The following is a 21,831-nucleotide window of genomic DNA, read 5'->3' on the forward strand; positions in this document are numbered from 1 at the left end:
ACGCCATTTTGACGGAAGCGTGGTGCCCCTCAGAGGGTTTTGGGACAAGAGAACACCAACGAGGCGATGTGGCACACAAATATGCACGATCGGCTAGAGCTGCCGTTCGGCAGGTGGCTGTCATGTTCGATTAATATCACCCCGGCGGGGGGCGTGGAATCCACGGGTGACGGAGGGTCAGACGGTGGTACTGAGCTTACGGACCCGGTCGTCGTCGCAGGTACGGGGGCAGGTGACGCAGGTGTCCTCGGGGCGCAACGTGTAGAAAAGGCAGCAACTCGCTCGGTCACGGGTCGGCAAAGATTCGCCCCGAGCCCCCGTCAACTCCCGGAAACCCGCACCGCCGACATAGGGTTTGGTCGCCCCGGGCAACAGGAGCTCCAGTTCCGCCATCGCCCGCCGCTCCTCGCCCAGCAGATGGGCGATGTACCACAGCCCCTCGACGATCTCGTCGGTCGCCATCCCCCACAGCGCACGCCGGCCGCGCCGCATGCGCGGGGCGAACCCGTCCAGCACCGGCCCGAGCTGCTCGGCGACGGCCTCCCGCACCTCGGTGCGGAGCGCCTCCTCGTCCGGTACGACCCGGGCGCCGGGCAGGGCGGCGGCGGGGTCCCCCGGCAGACAGGCGAACTCCGGCACCCGGACGGTCATCCGGCCCAGCGCCCGCTGGAACGAGACCGACTCGACCGGATAGCGGGGCACCCGGCGGTGGAGGAACCACGGCACGGTGATCAGCAGACAGGCCGGCCACGCGTAGCGGTGCAGGGCGAAGCTGGCGATCACATCCGGCCGGGCCGGCTGCCCGTAGTCGCGCAGGACCTGCGCCTCGTCCCAGGCCAGGAAGGTGTCGAGGGCCGGGCCCCCGGCGGCCAGATCGGCGGCGCCCACCCAGCCGCCGCCGCTGGGCGGCTGCTCACCCTCGGTGAGGAGTTCGATGCTCAGCGCGGGAAACACCTCGGTCAGACGGGCGTAGGCGTCCGTCAGGGGAGAGGCGAGAAGGCCGGGGAGCACAGCGGGGAGGGTCATGCAGGGGACCACCGAATCGGGATCGTTTGCAGGTAAGCCTTACCTTACCCGATGTGATCGAGGTGTGAACCGCGCCCCGGTTCCGCCTATCGTGCACAGGGAGGACCCGGCCCGCTCGCGCGCCGGGCTGACCGGACGGCCGAGGAGGACCCGAGTGGAGCAGGGCAGCGCGCGTGAGGCCACCGCGCCGGCAACGCCCCAGCCCAGGGGGGCGGCACCCGAGAAGAGCGAGCGGCGCGCCGCCGTACGCGGGGCGGAGGCGGGGGCGTCCGGAGCCCCTCGGGTGCCGGGGCAGGCGCGTTCGGACGCGCGCGAGCCGGCGCGCGGGGAGCACACGCACAGTGACCAGCCAGCGACCGGGCAGCCCCCGGCGCCGCCCCGGGGCCGTACCGTCACCGGCTCCGCCGAACACCACCCGATCGGGGCCCCCGCCTCCTCCGTACGGCGGCACTCGGTACGCGGCCAGATCCTCACCGCCCTGCGGGACGCGCTGGTCGGCGGCGAACTGGTGCCGGGCGAGGTCTACTCGGCGCCGGTGCTCGCCGCCCGCTTCGGGGTCTCCGCCACCCCCGTACGCGAGGCCATGCAGCAACTCACCCTGGAGGGCGCGGTGGAGACGGTGCCCAACCGGGGGTTCCGGGTGACCTTGCGCACCCCCGGTGAGATCGCCGAACTCACCGAGGTGCGGGCCCTGCTCGAAGTGCCGGTGCTGCGGCGGCTCGCCCGTACCGTCCCCGCCGAACGGTGGGCGGAGATACGCCCGTTGGCGGAGGCCACGAGCACCGCGGCGGCCCACTGCGACCGCGCCGCTTACGCCGAATCGGACCGCGCCTTCCACCGTGCGCTCCTCGCCCTCTCCGGCAATCGGCAACTTGTCGCGGTCGCGGACGACGTACACCGCCGCGCCCAGTGGCCCCCGGCCGGCGCCCCCGCCGTCCGCCGCGCGGAGCTGCTGGCGCACGCCGCCGAGCATCTGGCGCTGCTGGACGCGCTGGCGGCGGGCGATCCCGTACGGGTGGGGGCGCTGGCGACCGGGCATATCACGGGTCAGCGGGGTGACCTGGACACCTCGCGGGCGGCGACGGCGTAGGTCAGCAACTCCGTGTCGAGCAGGGTGCCGTCGCCGAGCCGGTGGGCGCCCGCGTAGGAGTTGAGCATCGCCTTCGCGGTGCGCAGGGCCGCCGGGGAGCGGCGGAGCAGCGGCTTGGTCCAGCGGTCGATCGTGGCGTCCAGCTCTTCCTCGGGGACGACCTTGTGGAGGATGGAGAGTTCGGCCGCCTTGCGGGCGTCGAAGTTCTCCGCGGTGAGGACCAGCTCGCGCAGGCGCGCCGCACCGGACTCGTAGAGCATCCGGGGCATGATCCCGCCCCAGGCCGGCGGGACCCCGAGGCCCAGCTCGGGCAGGCGGAACCGGCAGTTCTCCGCCCCGGCCCGCAGATCGCAGAGGACCGCGAGCCCGACGCCGGCGCCGACCACCGCGCCGTGCAGCCGGGCGATGGTGACCACCCCGGTGGTCGCGAGCAGGTCGCAGACCCGGCGGGCCTTGTTGCCGAGCGCGCGCATGGCCGCCTGGCCCTCCTGGGAGGAGATCAGCGAGGGGAATTCCGCCCGGTCCCCGCCGAGGCAGAAGTCGTCCCCCGCGGCGGCGAGTATCAGCACCCGTATGTCCGGGTGGTCGTCCAACGCGCCGAGAACGGCCAGGAGTTCATCGAGAAGAAGGCCGGAAATGGCGTTGCCGGTCTCGGGGGCGTTGAACCGCACCGTGAGCGACGGTCCGTCGTGAATGACCTGAAGGGCTTTGAGATCGTCGAACATGGACGTCCTTGGTGACGTGTTTCGTATGGCTGGAACGGGACAGGAGAGGTGGGTGCCGAATGGCCGAAACGATGCTGTGACGACGGGGTGTGCGGGTGCCGTGTTCTCCTCGGCCGGCTTCAGTCGAGGGCGAGCCGGAATGAGGTGAGCCGGCGGAAAGTCACCTGTCCGGCCCAGGTGGGCGACTGCGCGATACGGAGTCCTGGCATACGCGCGAGCAATGAGGTGAGCATCGCCACCCCCTCCATTCGGGCCAGTGGCGCGCCGAGGCAGTAGTGCATTCCGCTGCTGAAGGCCAGGTGGGTCGGCTGGCGCTGGATGTCGAAGTCCTGCGGTTCCTCGAACCTGCGCTCGTCGTGGTGCGCGGCACCGACCATGAGCTGCACCATCTCGCCGGCCTGGACCGGGGCTCCGCCGAGCGTCAGATCCTCCGGCGCGATCCGGCTGATCATATGGATCGGCGCGTCGTAACGGAGGGACTCCTCCACCGCGTTGGGTATCTGCTCGGGGTGGGCGCGCAGCCAGGCGTACCGCTCGGGGCGCTTGAGCAGCATCAACGTGACACCGTTGAGCAGGTGCGTCGTGGTCTCCAGGGCGGCCTCCAGGACGAAGAAGGCCAGCGAGTGGACCGCCGCGTCGGCCTTCTCCCGGTCGGGCTCCATCTCGTCCCAGGCGCGGATCCAGAGGGAGACCGGGTCGTCCCCGGGGGCGGCGCGGCGCTCCCGTACCACCTCGCCGAAGTAGTCCCGGAGCCGCTGGGTCGCGTTGTCGGAATTGCCGATGTCGCTGGGCTGCGGGAAGAACTCCTGGGTGAGGACCTGCTTGTTGACGAGCGACCTGAGCAACGGGTAATCGGCGGAAGGCAATTGAAGCCATCCGCCGATCGTCATGATGGGGAGCTGTTCGCCGACGAGCGAGTTGAAATCCGCCGAGCCCTCCTGAAGTGTCTCTTTCTCGAACGCGTCGAGAAGGTCCTCGACGGTCCGCTCGATGGTTATTCGTATGTCCTGGAGGAATCCGCGTCCAAAGAGCTTGGCGGCGGACTGCCGCATTTGGGTATGGTGCGGCGGATTCAGCATCGGGAGCGTTCTGGCCGCCTGTTGTGAGGCGGGCGAGTTCCAGCGTGCGTCGTTTGTCTGACTGGCACGCCAGGCGGCGTCGGGGACTTTCCACTCCCGGCTCCGCAGCACCTGGTCGCAGAGATCGTACGAGGTCACCAGGTGTCCGCCCCAAGGGGTGGAGATGACATCACCCAGTCCCCTCAATTCCGAATAGAGGGGCAGGGGGTTCGCTTGTCCGCGTGGTTTGCGAAGCCGGGAGAACAGAGAGGTCAAGGCTCGGCGGTCGACCGGGGAGGGATCCATGAGGACTCTTTCTCGAAGAGATCACGCGTGATTCGCCTGCCGTGTCTACCCCCGTTGAGTAATGCCTATGCAGCAGTCAGTAACTTGCCGGTGTAGCGAATCTCACGCTTTCCACCACGTGAGGAAGCCGCTCCAGAAACCGTTTTTCTGCCCACGCCCCCGCTGCTGTTCGGATACCTGGGGGGCGGGGAGGCCCGGACGCCCGTAAGTGTTACGGGAAGGTGACGGCGCCTCCTCTTTCCGTACGGGCGTGAACCGGGCCGGGAGCGTATTGAGCGCCCGGTGGATCGGACCCGGACGCCAGGTCAGGTTCTCGCCGGGCACGCTCAGTTCCACGTCGGGCAGGCTGTTGAGGAGCTTCTCGATCGCCAGGACGGAGATGAGCATCCCGAGGTCCTTCGCCGGGCACGCGTGCGGTCCTGCGCCCCAGGCCAGGTGCGCCCGCTTGCTCAGCGTCTGCCGGCTCACCGACAGGCTCGGGTCGGTGTTCGCCGCCGCGAAGCTGATCACCACGGGGTCGCCGGCGTCCAGCTTGCTTCCGGACAGGTCCACGTCGTACACCGGGTAGTGCACGGCGTAGTTGGCGATCGGCGGGCTGTTCCACAGGACGTCGTTGATGGCGTCCTCGACCAGCAGACCCGACCCGTTCTGGTCACCGGCGTACTTGTCGTCGGAGAGCAGGAGGAGCAGGGCGTTGCCGATCACGTTCTGGGTGGGCTCGTTGCCCGCCCCGACGAGGGTGATGAGCTGGTGGATCATCTCCTCGTCCGTCAGCCGCGCCGGGTGCTGCATCAGCCAGGAGGTGATGTCGTCGCCGGGCTGCGAGCGCTTGAGGGAGACCAGTTCCATCAGCGCCTGTGTCGTCACCTCGTTCGCCTTCTCGACATCGACGCCGTCCATGAGACTGGCGATCCCGAAGACCAGCCGGTCACCGATCTCGGCCGGGCAGCCGAAGAGGTCGTTGAAGACCAGCAGCGGGACGAGCTGGGCGTAGTCCGTGACCAGGTCGACCCGGCCCCGGCTGGTGAACTGGCTGATCAGATAGCGGGCGACGCGGTCGACATGGCGGCTGACCCGGTGGGAGTCGATCCGGCCGAGCGACTCCGTCACCGCCTGGCGCACCCGCATGTGCTCGGCGCCGTCGGCGAAGAGGCAGTTGGGGCGGTACGCCATCATCGGCACGATGGGGCTGTCCAGCGGGACCCGGCCCTCGTTCAGCGCCTTCCAGCGGCGCGAGTCGCGGACGAAGGTGTCGGGGTTCTGGAGGACGTGCAGGGCCGCGGCGTAATCCGTGATCAGCGACGCCTCCACGCCCGGGGCGAGTTCGACCGGGGCGGCCGGGCCGAAGTGCCTCATGTAGTCGTAGAAGGCGTCCGGATCCCTCGCGAACTCCTGCGTGTACATGGGGATGCCCTTGCCGCTGTTGTGCGCTGGGCACCCCGGCGGGGGGGAGGGGAAGTCCGAAGGGGAAGACATCTGCCGGGGCTCCTAGTTGAGGCGTGACTGAAGGTAACGGACGAGCGAGATGAGGGCGTTCGCCGAGGAACGCTCGTCGCGCGCGTCACAGGTGATGAGCGGCGTCTCGGGGAGCAGGTCGAGCGCTTCCCGGATCTCCTGGTCCGGATGGTCGGCACCGTCGTCGAAACGGTTCACCGCGATCGCGTACGGGATCCCGTAGTGCTCGACGAGGTCCATCACGGGGAAGGACTCTTCGAGCCGCTCCGGGTCGACCAGGACCAGGGCGCCGAGCGCACCCCGGGACATGTCCTCCCACACCTGGACGAAGCGCTGCTGTCCCGGTGTCCCGAACAAGTAGAGGACCAGCCGCTCGCTGAGGGTGAGCCGGCCGAAGTCCATCGCCACCGTCGTGGTGGTCTTGCCGGGGGTGCCCTTGAGGTCGTCGACCCCTTCGCCCGCCTGCGTCATCACCTCTTCGGTACGCAGCGGAGGAATTTCGGACATCGTCCCGATGAATGTGGTCTTGCCGACGGCGAAATGCCCGACGACAAGAATCTTCGCGGCGGTCTGTACCGACTCGCGAAGATAGGCGCCGTCATCCAAAACGGGCTTGAAGGCCATTCAGCACCTCCTCAAGTATGTGCCGTTCGACCAGCTTCGCGGGGGGAATCGGGGCACGTGTGACCACGTACCCCTCCTGCGTGAGATCGGACAGCAGGATTTTCACGACCCCGACCGGTAGGTGGGTATGTCCGACAATCTCTGCGACGGAGAGATGACCGCCCGTGCACAGCTCCAGAAGATCGCGCTTCTCAGGATCCAGATGTCCCGTCCTCGGGGCGTCCGGAGCCATGGTGACCAGAGTGATCAGCGAGAACTCGTGGTCTTCGAGCAGACTGCGACCATTGGTGATGACGTACGGACGTACTAATTGCGGGGCTTCTGGTTCCTGATCCGGCTCTTCTGGTGTGGTCATGCCTTCGTGTCAGCAATCTCGCGAGGGGGACTGGTCAAGGACTTGCCGAGCTGGCCGACGAGTTGCTGCATACGGAAGGTGACCTCGGCCATATCCACTTCCAGCGTTGCCGAGACGCCCAGATAGGCGCCCTCGCCGGCGGAGATGAGAAACACCCAGCCGTGGTCGAATTCGACCACCGTCTGCCGCCATTGGGCCCGGTGGCCCGGCTGGGCGCCGCAGAAGTCGGCCAGAGTGCGGCTCAGTGACTGCATACCGCTCATCGCGGCGGCGACAGTGTCGGCGTGATCCTTGCCGACTTCCTTGGAACGGGCCATGAGCAGGCCGTCGGCGGATACGAGAATCGCGTGACGTGCTTCGGGCACTTCCAGAGCACTGTCAAGCATCCATGACAGATCGTAATTCACTGATTCTCATGCCCTTCACTGCTTGTGTTGTTGAAACGACGGCCGGATTGCGTTCCGCGCTGGAACGCACCCATGACGGACGCGGCCTGCTCGCTGTCGCGGACGGGCGCCTCGGTGGTCTCGGCGGTCGGCACGATCGATATCGCCCCGCGGCGGCGGCGCTTGGGGAGGCCGCCGAAGGTGGTCGAAGGGGCCGCCGGAGTCTCTTCGGGCGGCATCGGGGAGGACGCTGCCACGGTGGGGAACTCCTTGGGCTCGGGCTGGGGCGCGGGCGCGGGCTTGAGCTCGGGCTGCCTGGCCGCCCGGGGAGCGGGCTTGGCCTCGGGCTCCGGCATGGCGGTGAGCAGTTCGTCGGGGAGCAGGACGACCGCGCGGACGCCGCCGTAGGGGGAGGTGGAGTCCACCGAGACGGTGAAGCCGTACCGCTGGGCGAGCACGCCGATCACGGTGAAGCCGAACTGCGGCGGGTTGCCGAGCCCCGACACACCGGGCGAACGCTCGGCCGAGAGGAGCTTGGCCGCGCGGCTCTTCTCCTCCTCGTTCATGCCGACACCCGCGTCGTCGACGATGATGCAGACGCCCTTGGGAACGGGCCGGATATTGATCTCGATGATCGTTTCCGGGGCGGAGTAACTGGTCGCGTTGTCGAGCAGTTCCGCGAGCGTGAGCGCGACGGGCTCCACGGCCCGGCTGACGATGGCGAAATTACTCTGGGCGCGGATCTCCACACGGGTGAAGTGGCGAATACGGCCCTTGGCGCTGCGGACCACGTCATAGAGCGAGGCGGCGGCGCGCTGCCGGCCCAGCCAGCCGTCGCAGAGCACGGCGATGGACTGAGCACGCCGGGCGAACTGCGAGTTCATGTGGTCGATGTCCAGGAGATCCTGGAGAATCTGGAGTTCCCCGTACTTGTCCTGGAGCTTCGTAATGGCGAGCTGCTGTTCGCTGGCCAGACCCTGAAGCGTGCGCATGGCCGACTTCAGCGCGGTCTTCGTGTCTTCTTCCGCCCGGTCCTTGGCCTCTTCGACGGCCTCGGCGTAATGCTCCTCAAGGTTCGCGTAATGCGCCTTGAGCTCCTGTTTCTCCTTCTTCAGCTCGGCGATCGACTTTCTGCCGCGAATGATCGCGGTTGCGGCGACAGGAGTACCGGCGATGAGACCCCACACCGCTGGATCCTGGAGATATTGCGTCATAAGGCTCTCTTCGGGCGAGTGGGCCACCGGGTGCTGAATGTCTGGAGAATGCGTTGGGGTGAGCCGGCGGTCTCAGACATACGGGATCGGCCGCCCATGCTCGCCTGCCGGAATGCCTCGAAAGGCCCGGCTAATGGCATAGTTCTCCCCGGGGTGGCGGAATTCTGGGCCGATGCGCTGACTTTCTTTTATGCCATAGCGGGTTGGGCACCACTTTGGCAAGCTTGGTGATCTTAGCACCATGGCATGTGCCGGTGGCCAGGGCGTTCTGCTCTCTTTCTGGCGTCTGACGCCAATTCAGCGGCCTATCCCTTTTGGGTGCGTTCATGATCGTTAGGTGGTCGCCCTCGGCCGCCTCTGCGGCACTGTTCTGTGCCCGCTTGTGGTGCGACGCCCCTTTCGCTCCGAACCCCGTGCATGTGCCCGTGGCACATGCGTAACGAGCCGATAAGGATGTGGGGAGGTTGTGCGGGTGTGTGCGTGCGCGTGTGTTCGCGAGTAATCGTGTGGGGGAGTGTGGGCGGGTGTGGGGGCCGGGCCCCGAGGCCACTCCCGGCACCGGCGCCGGCGCCGGGCGAACCGGCCGTACGTAATGGAGAGGAAAGCCCGTGCGCCGCTCGTTAGGCTCCGGGGAATGGCTGACATATACAGCGATCCCGGTACCCCGGACCGGCGGAGCGCGGCCCGCTACCTCTGGTGGCTTGTCACCAGTCAGCGCGGACGCGCGGCGGCGGGCACCTTCTGGGGCAGCGCCTGGATGGCCGGGCTGACCCTCCCGCCGTACCTCCTCTCCCGCGCGATCGACGACGGCCTCGCCCCGGGGAACAGGACCGCCCTGTGGGGGTGGACCAGCGCCCTGCTCGCGGTCGGCTTCGCCAACGCGCTGGTCGGCCTGGCCCGCCACCGCACCATGACCCGGGTACGGATGGACGCCACCTTCCGCACCGTACGGGTCGTGGTCCGCCAGGCCACCCGGCTCGGCGCCACCCTGCCGCGCCACCTCACCGCGGGCGAGGTCGTCACCATCGGCCTCTCCGACGTCATGGCCATGAGCCAGGCCCTCACCGTCACCGGCCCCGGGGTGGGCGCGGTCGTCGCCTATGTCATCGTCGCCGGGCTCCTGCTCGCCGTGGAGCCACTGCTCGCCGCGGTGGTGCTCCTCGGCGTCCCGCTGCTCGCGCTCGTCCTCGGCCCGCTGCTGGGGCGGTTGCAGGGGAGGGAAGCGGCGTACCGGGAACGGCAGGGCGCCCTGGCCGCGCGCTTCACCGACATCGTCGGCGGGCTGCGGGTGCTCGGCGGACTCGGCGGCAAGGAGGCGTACGCGGCCCGTTACCGGCGGGACTCCGGGCGGCTGCGGGAGGAGGGGTACCGGGTCGGGTCGGTGACCAGTTGGATCGACGCCCTCGGGGTCGGGCTGCCCGCGCTCTTCCTGGCCGCCGTGGTCTGGCTGGCCGCGCGGTCGGCGGCGCGCGGGGAGATCTCGCCGGGCGAACTGGTCGCGGTCTACGGCTATACGGCCGTCCTCGTCGTCCCCGTCTGGTTCTTCATCGAGGGCGCGTACGACGTGAGCCGCGGCCTGGTCTGCGCGCGCCGCGTCCTCCACTTCCTGGAGCTGACGCCCGAACAGGGGGAACTCGCTGACGGCGGCGCGGAGTTGGCCGTTGTACCGGCTCCCGGGGCGCCCGCGCCGCTCCGTGACCCCGCCTCCGGGGTCGAGGTGGCGCCGGGGTCCCTCACGGTCCTGGTCAGCGGGGACCCCGCGCAAGCCGCCGAAGTCGCCGACCGGCTCGGCAGGTTCACCGCCTCGGACGCCACCTGGGGCGGGGTACGGCTCGACGCGGTGGCGCTGGGCGAGGTACGCGACCGGATCCTGGTCGCCGACAACGAGGCCGACCTCTTCGCGGGCACCCTGCGCGACGCGGTCCAGGGCCGCTGGGACCGCGAGGAGTCCGCCGTCGAGGCGGCGCTCGACGCGGCTGGCGCCCGGGACGTCGTGCTGGGCCTGCGCGGCGGACTCGACGCCGAACTCCTCGGCCAGGGCCGCGATCTCTCCGGCGGCCAGCGCCAACGGGTCCGGCTGGCACGGGCGTTGCTCGCCGACCCCGAGGTGCTGATCACCGTCGAACCCACCTCGGCCGTCGACGCCCATACGGAGGCGGCGCTCGCCGCCGGGATCCGCGCCCACCGCGCGGGCCGCACCACCCTGGTCACCAGCACCTCCCCGCTGATGCTGGAACACGCCGACACCGTCCACTACCTGGTCGACGGCCGTACGGAGGCAACCGGCACCCACCGCCAACTCCTCGCGGACCGGCCGGGATACCGCGCCCTGGTGTCGCGCGGCGTGGAGGACGCGGAAGGCGTGGAGGACGTGGAGGACCCGGGGGGTGCGAGTCCGGGCGGGCCGGGTGCGGCAGGCGAACCGGGTGAGCCGGGCCGCTCCGAGGAGGTTGTGCGATGACCACGGGCGCCACGAACACGACAGACGGCACGGGCGACGGCAGGGACCACGGCAGGGGCGACGGCGCGGACGACGGCACCGGCGGTGCGCACGCGCTCCCCGTCGCCTCCTCGGCACAGGTCCGCCGGGCCGCGCTGCGGCTGGTGCGCCGGGACCCCAGGGCCTTCGCCGCCGCCGTCCTCCTCAACGCGCTGGCCGCCGGGGCCGCACTGGCCGGGCCCTGGTTCCTCGGCCGTATCGTCGACACGGTCCGGGCCGGCGGCGGGGTGGCCGCCGTGGACCGGTACGCCCTGCTCCTCCTGGCCGGGGCGCTCGCCCAGCTCCTGCTGGCCCGGTACGCCCGCTTCATCGGGCACCGCTTCGGGGAACGGACCTCGGCCCGGATCCGGGAAGAGTTCGCCGAGCGGGCGCTCGGGCTGCCCACCGCCGTGGTGGAGCGGGCCGGTACCGGCGATCTGACGGCGCGCGGCACCACCGATGTGACCGCCGTCGGCACCACGCTGCGCGACGCGGGCCCGGATGTCTTCATCGCGGTGATCCAGGTCTGCTTCGTCGTGGGCGCGGTCTTCCTGGTGGCCCCGCTGCTCGGCGCGTGCGGACTGCTCGGCCTGACCGCCATCTGGTTCGCCGCCCGCTGGTACCTGCGCCGCGCGCGCGGCGCGTACTTGGCGGAGGGCGCGGCCAACTCGGCACTGGCGGAGGTGCTTTCCGCCACGGCACAGGGCGCCCGTACGGTCGAGGCGTTCGGGCTCCAGCGGCGCCGCCTCGACACCTGCGAGGCGGCCGTCGGGCGGTGCGTCCGTACCCGTACCCGGACGCTCCATCTGCGCAGCGTGCTCTTCCCGGTGGTCGACGCCTCGTATGCCGTCCCGGTGGTGGCCGTGCTGCTTGTCGGCGGCGCGCTGCACGACCAGGGGGCGGTGAGCCTGGGCGCCGTCGTCGCCTGCGCGCTCTATCTGCGCCAGCTCGACCAGCCGCTCGACGACATCCTGCGGTGGACGGAGCAACTACAGAGCAGCGGCGCCTCGTTCGCCCGCGTGGAGGGGATCGCGCCGGACCGTGACGCCGCGAATGCCCCGGAGGCCCCCGGGGCGCGGCCCGCCGCCCCCGTCCCGGCCGACGACCGGATCGAGGTCGGCGGTGTGCGGTACGCGTACGACGGCGGGCGCGATGTGCTGCGCGGGGTCGATCTGACCGTACGGCCCGGCGAACGGCTCGCGGTGGTCGGCCCGTCGGGCGCCGGGAAGTCCACGCTCGGCCGGCTGCTGGCGGGCATCGAACCCCCGCGCGCCGGCACGGTGACGGTCGGCGGCGTCCCCATCGCCTCGCTCGCCCCCGAGCAACTGCGCCGCCAGGTCGTCCTGGTGACCCAGGAGCACCATGTCTTCCTCGACAGCCTCCGGGACAACCTGCTGATCGCCGCGCCCGACGCCACGGACGCCCGGATACGGGCGGCGCTGGCGGCCGTCGGCGCCGACTGGGCGGACGGCCTGCCGGCCGGCCTCGACACCGGACTCGGCCCGGGCGGCACCGTGCTCGACGGCGCCCGTTCCCAGCAACTGGCCCTGGCCCGCGTCGTGTTGGCCGACCCGCACACCCTGATCCTCGACGAGGCCACCGCCCTCCTCGACCCCACGACCGCCCGCCACACGGAACGGGCCCTTGCGGCGGTCCTGGCAGGCCGTACGGTCATCGCCATCGCCCACCGCCTCCAGACGGCCCGCGACGCCGACCGGGTCGCCGTGCTGGACGACGGCCGCCTCACCGAACTCGGCACGCACGACGCCCTGGTGGCCGAGGGCGGCGCGTATGCCCGGCTGTGGCGCTCGTGGCACGGGGAGACCGGCGACGGAATACGGGCGATGTGAGACGGGCGACAGGAGACGGAGCGGTGGAGCGGCGGCGGGAGGGCCGGGGGGGAAGGGGAGTCGAAGAGTGAGAGGGAGGGAAGCGAGAGGGAGGGGAGGGTGTGAAGAGCCCTCAGACCGCGGGGGCCGAGGGCGGCGGTAACGGGGTGAGCTGGCCGGCCAGCCAGCTCGGGACGCCGCCCAGCAGCCGGAAGAGCCGGGTCGCCTCGGCACGGAGCCGGGTGGCCTCCGGCTCCGGCTCCACCTCGGCCAGGGCGGCCAGCGCCGGAGCCGTGCCGATCAGATAGCCCAGCTCCTCCCGGATCCGCAGCGACTCGCCGAAGCCGTGCCGGGCCTCCGCCATCTCTCCTTCCCGCAGGGCGAGCCCGGCAAGATGGCGCCAGGTGAAGGAGAGCAGAAGAGTCTGGCCGTGGGCCGTCGCCGTGGCGTGGGCACGGCGGTACGCGGCCCGGGCCGACTCCGGGGAGTCCGACAGATGCTCGGCGAGCAGCCCGCGCCGGAAGTCGAGCAGGGCGCGGTCCGGTGCCGTGGGTTCCAGCAGCGCTGCCGCCCGGCCCAGCGCCGAGCGGGCCTCGTCCACCCGGTCCCGTACGCCCAGCACGGTCGCCGCGTAGGCGAGGTGGCCGCGTTCGCAGGCGGCGGCGCCCCGTTCGGCGTCCTCGCGGGCCGCGGCCTCCGCCGCCCTCAGCGCCTCCTCGGCCTCCGCCCACCCCTCGCCGGTGAAGAGACAGCGCTCCACGAGCAGCGCCGCCCGCTGGAGCGCGGCGGCGGGGACGGCGGCATGGGGGACGAGCAGGGCCGCCGCGTCGACCCAGCAACCGCGCGAGCGCAGCCGCCATATGGCGGTCTGGAGAGGGTCGTCACCAGCGGTGGTTCCGGAACCAGACATGGCGGTAAACGCCACATTGCCCTCCCCTAGCGCGCCATTGTGCTCTGAGTGTGGACGCATCTCAGCATGGATCACCGCGCCGGGCCAATAGGTCAGGTGAAAAATTTCACAATCGCTTGGGGGATTCCCGGTGGTAAGAGGGGGCGCACGGCGCCGGATCCGGCCGGGTGACGGCGGTCAACCGAAGCTGACGGACCGTCCGGCGGATCCACGGAAACGGCGCTGACCAGCGGCTGTTGACCTGCGCGGGCGGCGACGACGGCGGGCGCGGCACGGGCAGCGTCACGATGAAGGGTGCGGACGCCCTCGCCATCGACTGGGCCGGGCCCGAGGGCGGCTTCGGCGGCCCGGTGGACAGCTTCCGCCGGGGCTGAACCGGGGGACAGGGCCGGATCGAGCCGAGCCGAGCCGGGCCGGCCGGGCCGCTGCCGTCAGGTCATGCGCAGGGCGAGGAAGAAGTCCAACTTGTCCTCCAGGCGCGACAGGTCGCGGCCCGTCAACTGCTCGATCCGGCCCACCCGGTACCGCAATGTGTTCACATGCAGATGGAGCCGGGCCGCGCACCGGGTCCAGGAGCCGTCGCAGTCGAGGAACGCCTCCAGCGTGTCGATCAGCTCGGCGCGGTGCCGGCTGTCGTACGCGCGGAGCGGGTCGAGCAGCCGCGCGGTGAAGGCGCGGCGCACGTCGTCGGGGACGAACGGCAGCAGCAGGACATGCGAGGCCAGTTCGTGGTGGCCCGCCGCGCAGACCCGGCCGGGCCGGGCGCTCGCGACCCGGCGGGCGTGCCGGGCCTCCTCCAGGGCGCCCTTGAGCCCCTCGGCCGAGTGCACCGCGGCGCTCACCCCGAAGGTCAGCCGCCCCTCGTCCCCGAGCCCCGCACCCAGCGGCCCCAGCACAGCGGCCAGCAACGCGTCCGCGTGCAGCCCGGGCCCCGACGAGCCGGAGACCCCACCGGGACCACCGGACACGGGAGCCCCACCGGGCACGGTGGCCGTGCCGGGCATGGGAGCCGCCCCAGCAGCAGAAGCCCCACCAGCCCCACCGGTCACGGTGTTCCCGGCGGTCGCCCCCACCCCCTGACGGCCGGACCCAGCAGCTTCCAGGGACCCGGTGGCCCCCGTCTCCTCTGTCCGCTCGGCGGGCGGCTCCGGTATCAGGGGGATCAGGGCGATCGCCTCGTCACCCAGATGGGCCACCGCGATCCGGTCCCCGGCGGCGGCCGGGCCTTCGGCCGGATCGGGGCCCCCGGCGCCCACCGCGCCCGTCAGGATCTCCTCCAGCAGCGCCTGGACCACCGGCGCACCCGGTACGCCGCCTCCGCCCTCGCCCTCTCCCTCGCCCCCGCGCCCGCTTTCGCCGGACCCGTCGGCCTCCCGGGCCTCCCCGCCTCCGGGCTCCGTCCACTCGATCCGCGCCACCACGACCTGCCAGTACGGCGCGGCCCCGACCGCCCCCGGCAGCAGCACCGGGGCCGCCACCCGCAGCCGGGCCGCCAGTTCCGCGGGGGCCGCGCCCGCCTGTACCAGTTCCAGGACCTCCTGGGCGAGTCGGCGCCGTACCGTACGCGCCGTGTCCCGCCGTTCGCGCTCCACCGCGATCAGTTGCGTCACGCCCTGGAGCAGGTCGAGCCGGGCCTCCGGCCACTCCTCCGCGTCCGCCTCGACCGCGAGCAGCCACTCCGCCAGCGCCGCCCCGCGCGCCGCTCCGGCCCCGCGCGCCGCTCCGCCTCCGCGCGCCCCCGCCCCGCCCGGCGCCGGGCGGAACGTCTCGCCCCGCTGGTGCGCGTGGACCGGGAAGAGCGCGTACGCCGTACCGTCGACGGCCGTACGGTACGGCGGCCGCACCCCCGCCCGTACGGCCGCGAGGTGCTCCCCCGTGAGCACGGCGGCCCGCGCGGGCGGCAGCGGGGCGCCGGACCCCGCGACCTGCCGGCCGGTGGGGGAGAGCACCCAGGCCCGCAGGTCGAGGTCGGAGCCGAGGAGGTCGAGCACCACCTCGGGGCCGCCGCCCGCCGGGCCCGAGGTCATCAGCCTGCGGTGCCGGTCCACCACCGCCGCCAGGTCCCCGGCGCGCTCCCCGGACACCTGGCGCACCACATGCTCGGTGATCGTCGCGAACGCGACCTTCTCGTGCACCGCGAAGAGCGGCAGCCGGTGCCGGGCGCACGCCGCCACCAGGTCGTCGGGTATGACGCCCAGCTCCGCCTCGCCCGCGGCGAGCCCGGCCACCCCGGCCCGCGTGAGAATCCGTACGAACGGCTCCGAGTCCGCGGCCTCCCGGCGCCAGGCCAGCCCGCTGAGGACCAGCTCACCGCCGGAGAGATAGCGGCTCGGGTCGCGCAGATCGGTGGTCATCACCCCGCGTACGGTCCGGTCCAGCTCGTCCTCGCCACCGAGCAGCCGCAGCCCCAGCGCGTCGGTCTTCAGCAGTGCGCGCAGCCGCATCGTGTCGTGTCGCCGCCGATCTCGTCCGTCGTCGTCCGGTCCGGAGAGCGGCGCGGTCCCCGCTGCCGCCCCACCGGAAATGTCTTACGTTGCGATGGGAAGACCTTTCGGTTACCGGAACCCCATCATTCGTTCGAATCTACAAGACTGAGTGGTGGGCCAGCCAACTCTTCATGGTTTCCGTGACTGCACCCGCCCCCTCCGCCCCTTGTGTACTGAGGGGACGGGGCGACGGGGCCAACCATGATCACGCATGATCACGACGGTCGAGGAGAGAGCCACGCATGGACTTCCTACGCCCCGCGAGCTGGGACGAGGCGCTCGCCGCCAAGGCCGCGCACCCCGCCGCCGTGCCCATCGCGGGCGGCACCGATGTCATGGTCGAGATCAACTTCGACCACCGCCGCCCCGACCAGCTCCTCGACCTGAACCGGATCGGCGAACTCGCCGAGTGGGAGATCGGCGCGGACCGCGTGACGCTGGGCGCCGCCGTCCCGTACGCCCACATCATGGCGTACCTCCGCGCCGAGCTGCCCGGTCTCGCGCTCGCCTCGCACACCGTCGCCTCCCCGCAGATACGGAACCGGGGCGGCGTCGGCGGCAACCTCGGCACCGCCTCCCCGGCGGGCGACGCGCACCCGGCGCTGCTCGCCGCCGGCGCGGAGGTGGAGGCCGCTTCCGTACGGGGCACCCGGCGCATCCCGATCGACGCGTTCTACACCGGGGTGAAGCGGAACGCGCTCGCGCCCGACGAGCTGATCCGGGCGGTCCACATACGGAAGGCGGACGGGCCGCAGCAGTACGCGAAGGTCGGCACCCGCAACGCCATGGTCATCGCCGTCTGCGCCTTCGGTCTTGCGCTGCACCCCGCCACCCGTACGGTCAGGACGGGCATCGGCTCGGCCGCGCCCACCCCGGTGCGGGCCCGGGACGCCGAGACGTTCCTGGCCGCCGCGCTCGACGAGGACGGCTACTGGGAGAGCGGACGGCCCCTCGCGCCGTCCGTCGTACGGCAGTTCGCGGCGCTCGCGGAGGGCGCCTGCAACCCCATCGACGACGTCCGGGGCACCGCCTCCTACCGGCGGCGCGCGGTCGGCGTGCTCGCCCGCCGCCAGCTCGGCTGGGCCTGGGAACGGTACCGGGAGGCCGGCCCGCTGGCCGGCGGAGGCGAAGGAGCGGCCTGATCATGCGCGTGCGATGGACGGTGAACGGGCGGGTGCGGGAGGCCGACGACGTCTGGGAGGGCGAGAGTCTGCTGTACGTGCTGCGCGAGCGGATGGGGATAGCGGGCCCCAAGAACGCCTGTGAGCAGGGCGAATGCGGCTCTTGTACGGTACGGCTCGACGGCGTCCCGGTCTGCGCCTGCCTGGTCGCCGCAGGCCAGGCGCAGGGGCGCGACATCCTCACCGTCGAGGGGCTGGCGGCGTACGCGGGGCGGCGGGAGCGGGGGGCGACGCGTGGGCCGGGCGGGGGCGCGGACACGGGGCCGGGCGGGGGGCCGGGAGTGGGCGCCGCCCCACCGGAGGGCCCGGGCCCCGAGCCGGATCCCGCCCCGCTCGCCCCCGTCCAGCAGGCGTTCATCGACGCCGGTGCCGTCCAGTGCGGCTTCTGCACCCCCGGGCTGCTGGTCGCCGCCGACGAGCTGCTGGAGCGGGTGCCGTCGCCGAGCGACGGGGACATCAGGGAGGCGCTCTCCGGCAACCTCTGCCGCTGCACCGGGTACGAGAAGATCCTCGACGCCGTCCGGCTCGCCGCCGCCCGGCAGGAACAGGAACGGGACCGTACGGAAGGGGCCCGGCCATGACGGCACCGGAAACCCCCGCCCCCGTACGGGCCGCCACACCCGGCCCCGCGGCGGTCACCAGCCCCGCCGCCACAGCGGTCATCGCCACTGCCGCCACACCCGCCCCCACAGCGGACACCGCCCCCACACCCGCCAAGGCCTCCGACGAGACCCAAACGACCACCCCCGTCAACACCCCCCTCAACACCCCCACCAGCCTCACCCAGGCGTCCCCCACCCGAGGCGGAATCGGAGAGTCGACCCTCCGCCCCGACGGCACCCTCAAGGTCACCGGGGAGTTCGCCTACGCCTCCGACCTCTGGCACGCCGACATGCTCTGGGGCCACACCCTGCGCTCCACCACCGCCCATGCCGAGATCCGCGCCCTCGACATCTCCGAGGCACTGGCCACCCCCGGCGTCCATGCCGTGGTGACGTACGAGGACCTCCCTGCCGCCGTCACCCACTACGGCCTCCAGTTCAGGGACACCCCCGTCCTCGCCCACGGCAGGGTCCGCCACCACGGCGAGCCCGTCGCCCTCGTCGCCGCCGACCACCCCGAGACCGCCCGCCGCGCCGCCGCGAAGATCCGGGTCGACTACGGGCCGCTGCCCGTCGTCACCGACGAGGAGTCCGCGACCGCGCCCGGCGCCCCCCTGATCCACGAGGCCCGCACCGACCCGTACGCCGCCCATGTCCCGCACCCCAACGTGCTGCACCGGCAGCCGGTGGTACGGGGCGACGCGGCCCGCGCGGCCGAGCGCGCCGATGTGATCGTCACCGGCGACTATGTCTTCGGCATGCAGGACCAGGCGTTCCTCGGCCCGGAGTCCGGGCTCGCCGTCCCCGCCGAGGACGGTGGCGTCGACCTCTACGTCGCCACCCAGTGGCTCCACGCCGACCTCGAACAGATGGCGCCCGTTCTCGGGCTGCCCGAGGAGAAGGTCCGGATGACGCTCTCCGGCGTCGGCGGGGCCTTCGGGGGCCGCGAGGACATCTCCATGCAGATCCACGCCTGCCTGCTCGCCCTGCGCACCGGCCGCCCGGTCAAGATGGTGTACAACCGCTACGAGTCCTTCTTCGGCCATGTCCACCGCCACCCCGCCCGGCTCCACTATGAGCACGGCGCGACCCGGGACGGCCGGCTCACCCATATGAAGTGCCGGATCGTCCTCGACGGCGGCGCGTACGCCTCCTCCTCCCCGGCCGTCGTCGGCAACGCGGCCTCGCTCTCGGCCGGTCCCTACGCCGTGGAGAACGTCGACATCGAGGCGCTCGCGCTCTACACCAACAACCCGCCCTGCGGCGCGATGCGCGGCTTCGGCGCCGTCCAGGCGTGCTTTGCGTACGAGGCGCAGATGGACAAGGTGGCCGCCGCGCTCGGGATGGACCCGGTGGAGTTCCGCCGTATCAACGCCATGGAACAGGGCACCCTGCTGCCCACCGGCCAGCCTGTCGACTCCCCGGCGCCCGTCGCGGAGTTGCTGCGCCGGGTCAAGGCCCGGCCGCTGCCGCCGGAGCGCCAGTGGCTGGTGGCGGGGGAGGAGCCGGACCTGCGGGCGCTGCCGGGCGGCCTGTCGAACACCACCCACGGCGAGGGCGTGGTCCGGGGCGTCGGCTACGCGGTCGGCATCAAGAACGTCGGGTTCTCGGAAGGCTTCGACGACTACTCCACCGCGCGGGTCCGGCTCGAAGCGGTCAACGGGGTGCCGGTCGCCGTCGTGCACACGGCGATGGCCGAGGTCGGGCAGGGCGGGGTCACCGTCCACGCGCAGATCGCCAGGACCGAACTCGGCGTCGCCCAGGTGACCATCGTCCCGGCCGACACCCGGGTCGGCTCGGCGGGATCCACCTCGGCCTCCCGCCAGACGTATGTCACCGGGGGCGCCGTCAAGTACGCGTGCGAGCAGGTCCGGGAGCGCGTCCTGGAGCTGGGGCGGCGCCGCTTCGGCACGTACCACCCGGCCTGGGCCACGGCCGAGCTGCTGCTCGAAGGGGGGAAGGTCGTCACCGACGGCGGCGAGGTGCTGGCGGACCTCGCGGAGGTGCTGGGGGACGAGACGGTCGAGGTGGAGCGCGAGTGGCGGCCCCGCCGGACCGAACCCTTCGACCTGCGGACCGGGCAGGGGAACGGCCATATCCAGTACTCGTTCGCCGCGCACCGCGCGGTGGTGGAGGTGGACACCGAACTCGGGCTGGTCAAGGTGGTCGAACTCGCCGTCGCCCAGGACGTCGGCAAGGCGCTCAACCCGCTCTCCGTCCTCGGCCAGATCCACGGCGGCTCGACACAGGGGCTGGGCATCGCGGTGATGGAGGAGATCGTGGTCGACCCGGTCACGGCGCGGGTGCGCAACCCGTCCTTCACCGACTATCTGATCCCCACCATCCTCGACACCCCGTCCATGCCGGTCGACCTCCTCGAACTCGCCGACCACCGGGCGCCGTACGGGGTACGCGGCGTCGGCGAGGCCCCGACCCTCTCGGCGACTCCCGCGATCCTGGCGGCGATCCGGGCCGCGACGGGGCTGGAGCTGAACCGCACACCGGTACGGCCGGAACACCTCACCGGGGGCTGAGCGGGGCCGAACTCGCCGCCGGTGAAAGGGGCTTCGGCGGTACGGGGCGGACTCGGCCCGGGCGGCTCCGGTGGCCCCGGCGGTACGGGAACGGACTCGGCCGCAGCGGCCCCGGCGCACGGGGCTCCGGCGGCTTCGACGGGCCGCCGCCGTGTCCCGCGTCCCCCACGGATGCGGGACACGGCGGTGGCCCGGCCCCGCCTGGTGGGCGGGGGTGCGCTCCCGCGCCGGGGTGCGGCGGTCCGAGCGGGGCGGCGATGTCGGCACCGCCTTCTCCGATGTGGGAGCGCTCCCATGAGCCTTGTCGAGCCGCAGGTCATTGTCAAGGGCGGTGCGGGCGGGGCCGGTTCGGGCGGGGCCGGTTCGGGCGGTACGCGAATCGGCCAGGGGGCGCCGGCCGGAGGGCGCCTCACCCCGAGGCGCGCCGCACCAGCTCCGTCCGGAGCACCACATGCTGCCAGGCGGCGGACGAGTCGTTGATCGTCTCCAGCAGCACCCGGGCCATCGTGCGGCCCATCTCCGCCACCGGCTGCCGTACGGAGGTGAGCTGGGGGTCGGTGTGGCGGGCCACGGGGGAGTCGTCGAACCCGACCACCGCCACGTCCTCCGGGACCCGGCGGCCCGCCGCCCGCAGCGCGTGCAGGGCGCCCACCGCCATCAGGTCGGAGGCGGCGAACACCGCGTCGATCTCCGGGTTCCTGGCCATGAGTTCGGCCATCGCGCGGCGCCCGCTCTCCTCCGTGAAGTCCCCGTGCGCCACCCAGGAGGGCCCCGCTCCCGGGACGGAGGCTCCGGCGTCCCCGTTTCCGACCCCCCGTACGGCCTCCTCGTACCCCCGGAGCCGGCACTGCGCCACGTACATGTCGAGCGGCCCGGTGATCGTGCCGATCGCCCGCCGCCCGGACTCCCAGAGGTGGCGTACGGCCGCGCGGGCGCCGCCCACGTTGTCGGAGTCGACGTACGAGACCGGCTCGTCGGCGGAGCGCCGCCCGCTGAGCACCGTGGGCATCTCCATCTCCGCGAGGAGATCGGGGAGCGGGTCGCTGCCGTGCACGGAGACCAGCAGGACGCCGTCGATCCGGCGGGCCCGCGCGTACTGGAGGAAGCGCTGCCGCTCGCTCTCCGTGCGGACGAGGGTGAGCAGGAGCTGGAGATCGGTGTCGGCGAGCCCGTCGCCCACGCCGTGCACGATGTCGGAGAAGTACGGCTCGGCGAAGAACCGCTTCTCGGTCTCCGGGATGACCAGCGCCACCGCGTCCGTACGGCTGCCGGCGAGGGCGCGGGCGGCGCGGTTGGGTATGTAGCCGAGCTGGGCGATGGCCTGCTCGACAAGATGCCGGGTGGTTTCCTTGACGCGCGGGGAGTTGTTGATGACGCGGGAGACCGTGCCCCGGCCGACGCCGGCGAGCGCGGCGACCTCCTCCAGGGTGGGCTGGCCCGTGCGTGCCTTCGTCACCATCGTGCGACCTCCAGTCAGCCTGAGCCCGGTCCGATCGGTGCGCGGTCCACGGGCTCCAGCCATCCAATCACTGTCGTCCCCATTGTCACCCGATCTCTGGGAGCGCTCCCAC

General features: G+C 72.0%; 18 protein-coding genes. 7 read left to right on the forward strand and 11 right to left on the reverse strand.

The annotated features are described in order from the left end of the window. Nucleotides 1-177 precede the first annotated feature (177 nt). Nucleotides 178-1,026: a (2Fe-2S)-binding protein gene (locus AB0O07_RS02145; protein WP_365625420.1), complete on the reverse strand. Its 849-nt coding sequence runs from the start codon at nucleotides 1,024-1,026 to the stop codon at nucleotides 178-180. A gap of 283 nt (nucleotides 1,027-1,309) precedes the next feature. Between AB0O07_RS02145 and AB0O07_RS02150 the strand changes: the two genes are divergently transcribed. Then, nucleotides 1,310-2,116, forward strand: coding sequence for a GntR family transcriptional regulator (locus AB0O07_RS02150; RefSeq protein ID WP_365627908.1), 807 nt, complete (start codon nucleotides 1,310-1,312; stop codon nucleotides 2,114-2,116). Here the strand turns inward: AB0O07_RS02150 and AB0O07_RS02155 are convergent. The 7 genes from AB0O07_RS02155 to AB0O07_RS02185 form a co-directional block, all read right to left on the reverse strand. Further along, nucleotides 2,074-2,841 (reverse strand): enoyl-CoA hydratase/isomerase family protein, encoded by a 768-nt coding sequence (locus AB0O07_RS02155; protein ID WP_365625423.1) that lies wholly within the window; start codon nucleotides 2,839-2,841, stop codon nucleotides 2,074-2,076. The genes AB0O07_RS02150 and AB0O07_RS02155 overlap by 43 nt on opposite strands. A 119-nt stretch (nucleotides 2,842-2,960) precedes the next feature. Continuing rightward, nucleotides 2,961-3,893: a cytochrome P450 gene (locus AB0O07_RS02160; RefSeq protein WP_365625426.1), complete on the reverse strand. Its 933-nt coding sequence runs from the start codon at nucleotides 3,891-3,893 to the stop codon at nucleotides 2,961-2,963. Nucleotides 3,894-4,307: 414 nt separating this feature from the next. Continuing rightward, nucleotides 4,308-5,681, reverse strand: a complete 1,374-nt coding sequence (locus tag AB0O07_RS02165; RefSeq protein WP_365625429.1) for a cytochrome P450 — start codon at nucleotides 5,679-5,681, stop codon at nucleotides 4,308-4,310. A gap of 12 nt (nucleotides 5,682-5,693) precedes the next feature. Beyond that, nucleotides 5,694-6,284: an ATP/GTP-binding protein gene (locus AB0O07_RS02170; protein WP_365625432.1), complete on the reverse strand. Its 591-nt coding sequence runs from the start codon at nucleotides 6,282-6,284 to the stop codon at nucleotides 5,694-5,696. Beyond that, nucleotides 6,259-6,639, reverse strand: coding sequence for a DUF742 domain-containing protein (locus AB0O07_RS02175; protein ID WP_365625435.1), 381 nt, complete (start codon nucleotides 6,637-6,639; stop codon nucleotides 6,259-6,261). Before AB0O07_RS02175 ends, AB0O07_RS02170 begins: the two co-directional genes overlap by 26 nt. Then, complete coding sequence (locus tag AB0O07_RS02180) at nucleotides 6,636-7,046, reverse strand: roadblock/LC7 domain-containing protein (RefSeq protein WP_365625438.1); 411 nt, start codon at nucleotides 7,044-7,046, stop codon at nucleotides 6,636-6,638. Before AB0O07_RS02180 ends, AB0O07_RS02175 begins: the two co-directional genes overlap by 4 nt. Further along, a complete protein-coding gene (locus tag AB0O07_RS02185; protein WP_365625441.1) occupies nucleotides 7,043-8,239 on the reverse strand; it encodes an ATP-binding protein in 1,197 nt (398 codons plus the stop codon). The genes AB0O07_RS02180 and AB0O07_RS02185 overlap by 4 nt, the downstream gene beginning before the upstream one ends. A 634-nt stretch (nucleotides 8,240-8,873) precedes the next feature. Between AB0O07_RS02185 and AB0O07_RS02190 the strand changes: the two genes are divergently transcribed. Beyond that, on the forward strand, nucleotides 8,874-10,700 hold the full coding sequence (locus AB0O07_RS02190; protein ID WP_365625444.1) for an ABC transporter ATP-binding protein: 1,827 nt from the start codon (nucleotides 8,874-8,876) through the stop codon (nucleotides 10,698-10,700). Further along, nucleotides 10,697-12,568 (forward strand): ABC transporter ATP-binding protein, encoded by a 1,872-nt coding sequence (locus AB0O07_RS02195; protein WP_365625447.1) that lies wholly within the window; start codon nucleotides 10,697-10,699, stop codon nucleotides 12,566-12,568. The genes AB0O07_RS02190 and AB0O07_RS02195 overlap by 4 nt, the downstream gene beginning before the upstream one ends. Before the next feature lie 112 nt (nucleotides 12,569-12,680). Here AB0O07_RS02195 and AB0O07_RS02200 read toward each other — a convergent pair whose 3' ends face one another. After that, entirely contained in the window at nucleotides 12,681-13,457 is a 777-nt protein-coding gene (locus AB0O07_RS02200; protein ID WP_365625450.1) for a hypothetical protein, read from the reverse strand. Nucleotides 13,458-13,693: 236 nt separating this feature from the next. On the opposite strand from AB0O07_RS02200, the gene AB0O07_RS02205 reads away from it, so the two are divergent. Next, nucleotides 13,694-13,831: a hypothetical protein gene (locus tag AB0O07_RS02205; protein ID WP_365625453.1), complete on the forward strand. Its 138-nt coding sequence runs from the start codon at nucleotides 13,694-13,696 to the stop codon at nucleotides 13,829-13,831. Nucleotides 13,832-13,888: 57 nt separating this feature from the next. Here AB0O07_RS02205 and AB0O07_RS02210 read toward each other — a convergent pair whose 3' ends face one another. Continuing rightward, complete coding sequence (locus tag AB0O07_RS02210) at nucleotides 13,889-15,901, reverse strand: PucR family transcriptional regulator ligand-binding domain-containing protein (RefSeq protein WP_365625456.1); 2,013 nt, start codon at nucleotides 15,899-15,901, stop codon at nucleotides 13,889-13,891. Between the two features lie 284 nt (nucleotides 15,902-16,185). Here AB0O07_RS02210 and AB0O07_RS02215 point away from each other — a divergent pair, with 284 nt between their 5' ends. Genes AB0O07_RS02215 through pucD form a run of 3 tightly spaced genes read left to right on the forward strand, consistent with a single transcriptional unit; the run spans nucleotide 16,186 to nucleotide 20,260 of the window. Beyond that, nucleotides 16,186-17,085 carry an FAD binding domain-containing protein gene (locus AB0O07_RS02215; RefSeq protein ID WP_365625459.1) on the forward strand — a complete coding sequence of 300 codons (900 nt, stop codon included), beginning with the start codon at nucleotides 16,186-16,188 and terminating at the stop codon, nucleotides 17,083-17,085. 2 nt (nucleotides 17,086-17,087) lie between these two features. Next, nucleotides 17,088-17,705, forward strand: a complete 618-nt coding sequence (locus tag AB0O07_RS02220; protein WP_365625462.1) for a (2Fe-2S)-binding protein — start codon at nucleotides 17,088-17,090, stop codon at nucleotides 17,703-17,705. Next, entirely contained in the window at nucleotides 17,702-20,260 is a 2,559-nt protein-coding gene (gene pucD / locus AB0O07_RS02225; RefSeq protein WP_365625465.1) for a xanthine dehydrogenase subunit D, read from the forward strand. Before AB0O07_RS02220 ends, pucD begins: the two co-directional genes overlap by 4 nt. A 409-nt stretch (nucleotides 20,261-20,669) precedes the next feature. Here pucD and AB0O07_RS02230 read toward each other — a convergent pair whose 3' ends face one another. Next, nucleotides 20,670-21,716: a LacI family DNA-binding transcriptional regulator gene (locus tag AB0O07_RS02230; protein WP_365627911.1), complete on the reverse strand. Its 1,047-nt coding sequence runs from the start codon at nucleotides 21,714-21,716 to the stop codon at nucleotides 20,670-20,672. Nucleotides 21,717-21,831 lie beyond the last annotated feature (115 nt).

The sequence above is a fragment of the Streptomyces sp. NPDC093085 genome (genome assembly GCF_040683935.1).
GTDB lineage: Bacteria > Actinomycetota > Actinomycetes > Streptomycetales > Streptomycetaceae > Streptomyces.

Coding starts and splice junctions, on each gene's coding strand:
- AB0O07_RS02145 (WP_365625420.1), bottom strand. CDS start 1,026: ATGACCCTCCCCGCTGTGCTCCCCGGCCTTCTCGCCTCTCCCCTGACG.
- AB0O07_RS02155 (WP_365625423.1), bottom strand. CDS start 2,841: ATGTTCGACGATCTCAAAGCCCTTCAGGTCATTCACGACGGACCGTCG.
- AB0O07_RS02160 (WP_365625426.1), bottom strand. CDS start 3,893: ATGCGGCAGTCCGCCGCCAAGCTCTTTGGACGCGGATTCCTCCAGGAC.
- AB0O07_RS02165 (WP_365625429.1), bottom strand. CDS start 5,681: ATGTCTTCCCCTTCGGACTTCCCCTCCCCCCCGCCGGGGTGCCCAGCG.
- AB0O07_RS02170 (WP_365625432.1), bottom strand. CDS start 6,284: ATGGCCTTCAAGCCCGTTTTGGATGACGGCGCCTATCTTCGCGAGTCG.
- AB0O07_RS02175 (WP_365625435.1), bottom strand. CDS start 6,639: ATGACCACACCAGAAGAGCCGGATCAGGAACCAGAAGCCCCGCAATTA.
- AB0O07_RS02185 (WP_365625441.1), bottom strand. CDS start 8,239: ATGACGCAATATCTCCAGGATCCAGCGGTGTGGGGTCTCATCGCCGGT.
- AB0O07_RS02190 (WP_365625444.1), top strand. CDS start 8,874: ATGGCTGACATATACAGCGATCCCGGTACCCCGGACCGGCGGAGCGCG.
- AB0O07_RS02195 (WP_365625447.1), top strand. CDS start 10,697: ATGACCACGGGCGCCACGAACACGACAGACGGCACGGGCGACGGCAGG.
- AB0O07_RS02200 (WP_365625450.1), bottom strand. CDS start 13,457: ATGTCTGGTTCCGGAACCACCGCTGGTGACGACCCTCTCCAGACCGCC.
- AB0O07_RS02210 (WP_365625456.1), bottom strand. CDS start 15,901: ATGCGGCTGCGCGCACTGCTGAAGACCGACGCGCTGGGGCTGCGGCTG.
- AB0O07_RS02215 (WP_365625459.1), top strand. CDS start 16,186: ATGGACTTCCTACGCCCCGCGAGCTGGGACGAGGCGCTCGCCGCCAAG.
- AB0O07_RS02220 (WP_365625462.1), top strand. CDS start 17,088: ATGCGCGTGCGATGGACGGTGAACGGGCGGGTGCGGGAGGCCGACGAC.
- pucD (WP_365625465.1), top strand. CDS start 17,702: ATGACGGCACCGGAAACCCCCGCCCCCGTACGGGCCGCCACACCCGGC.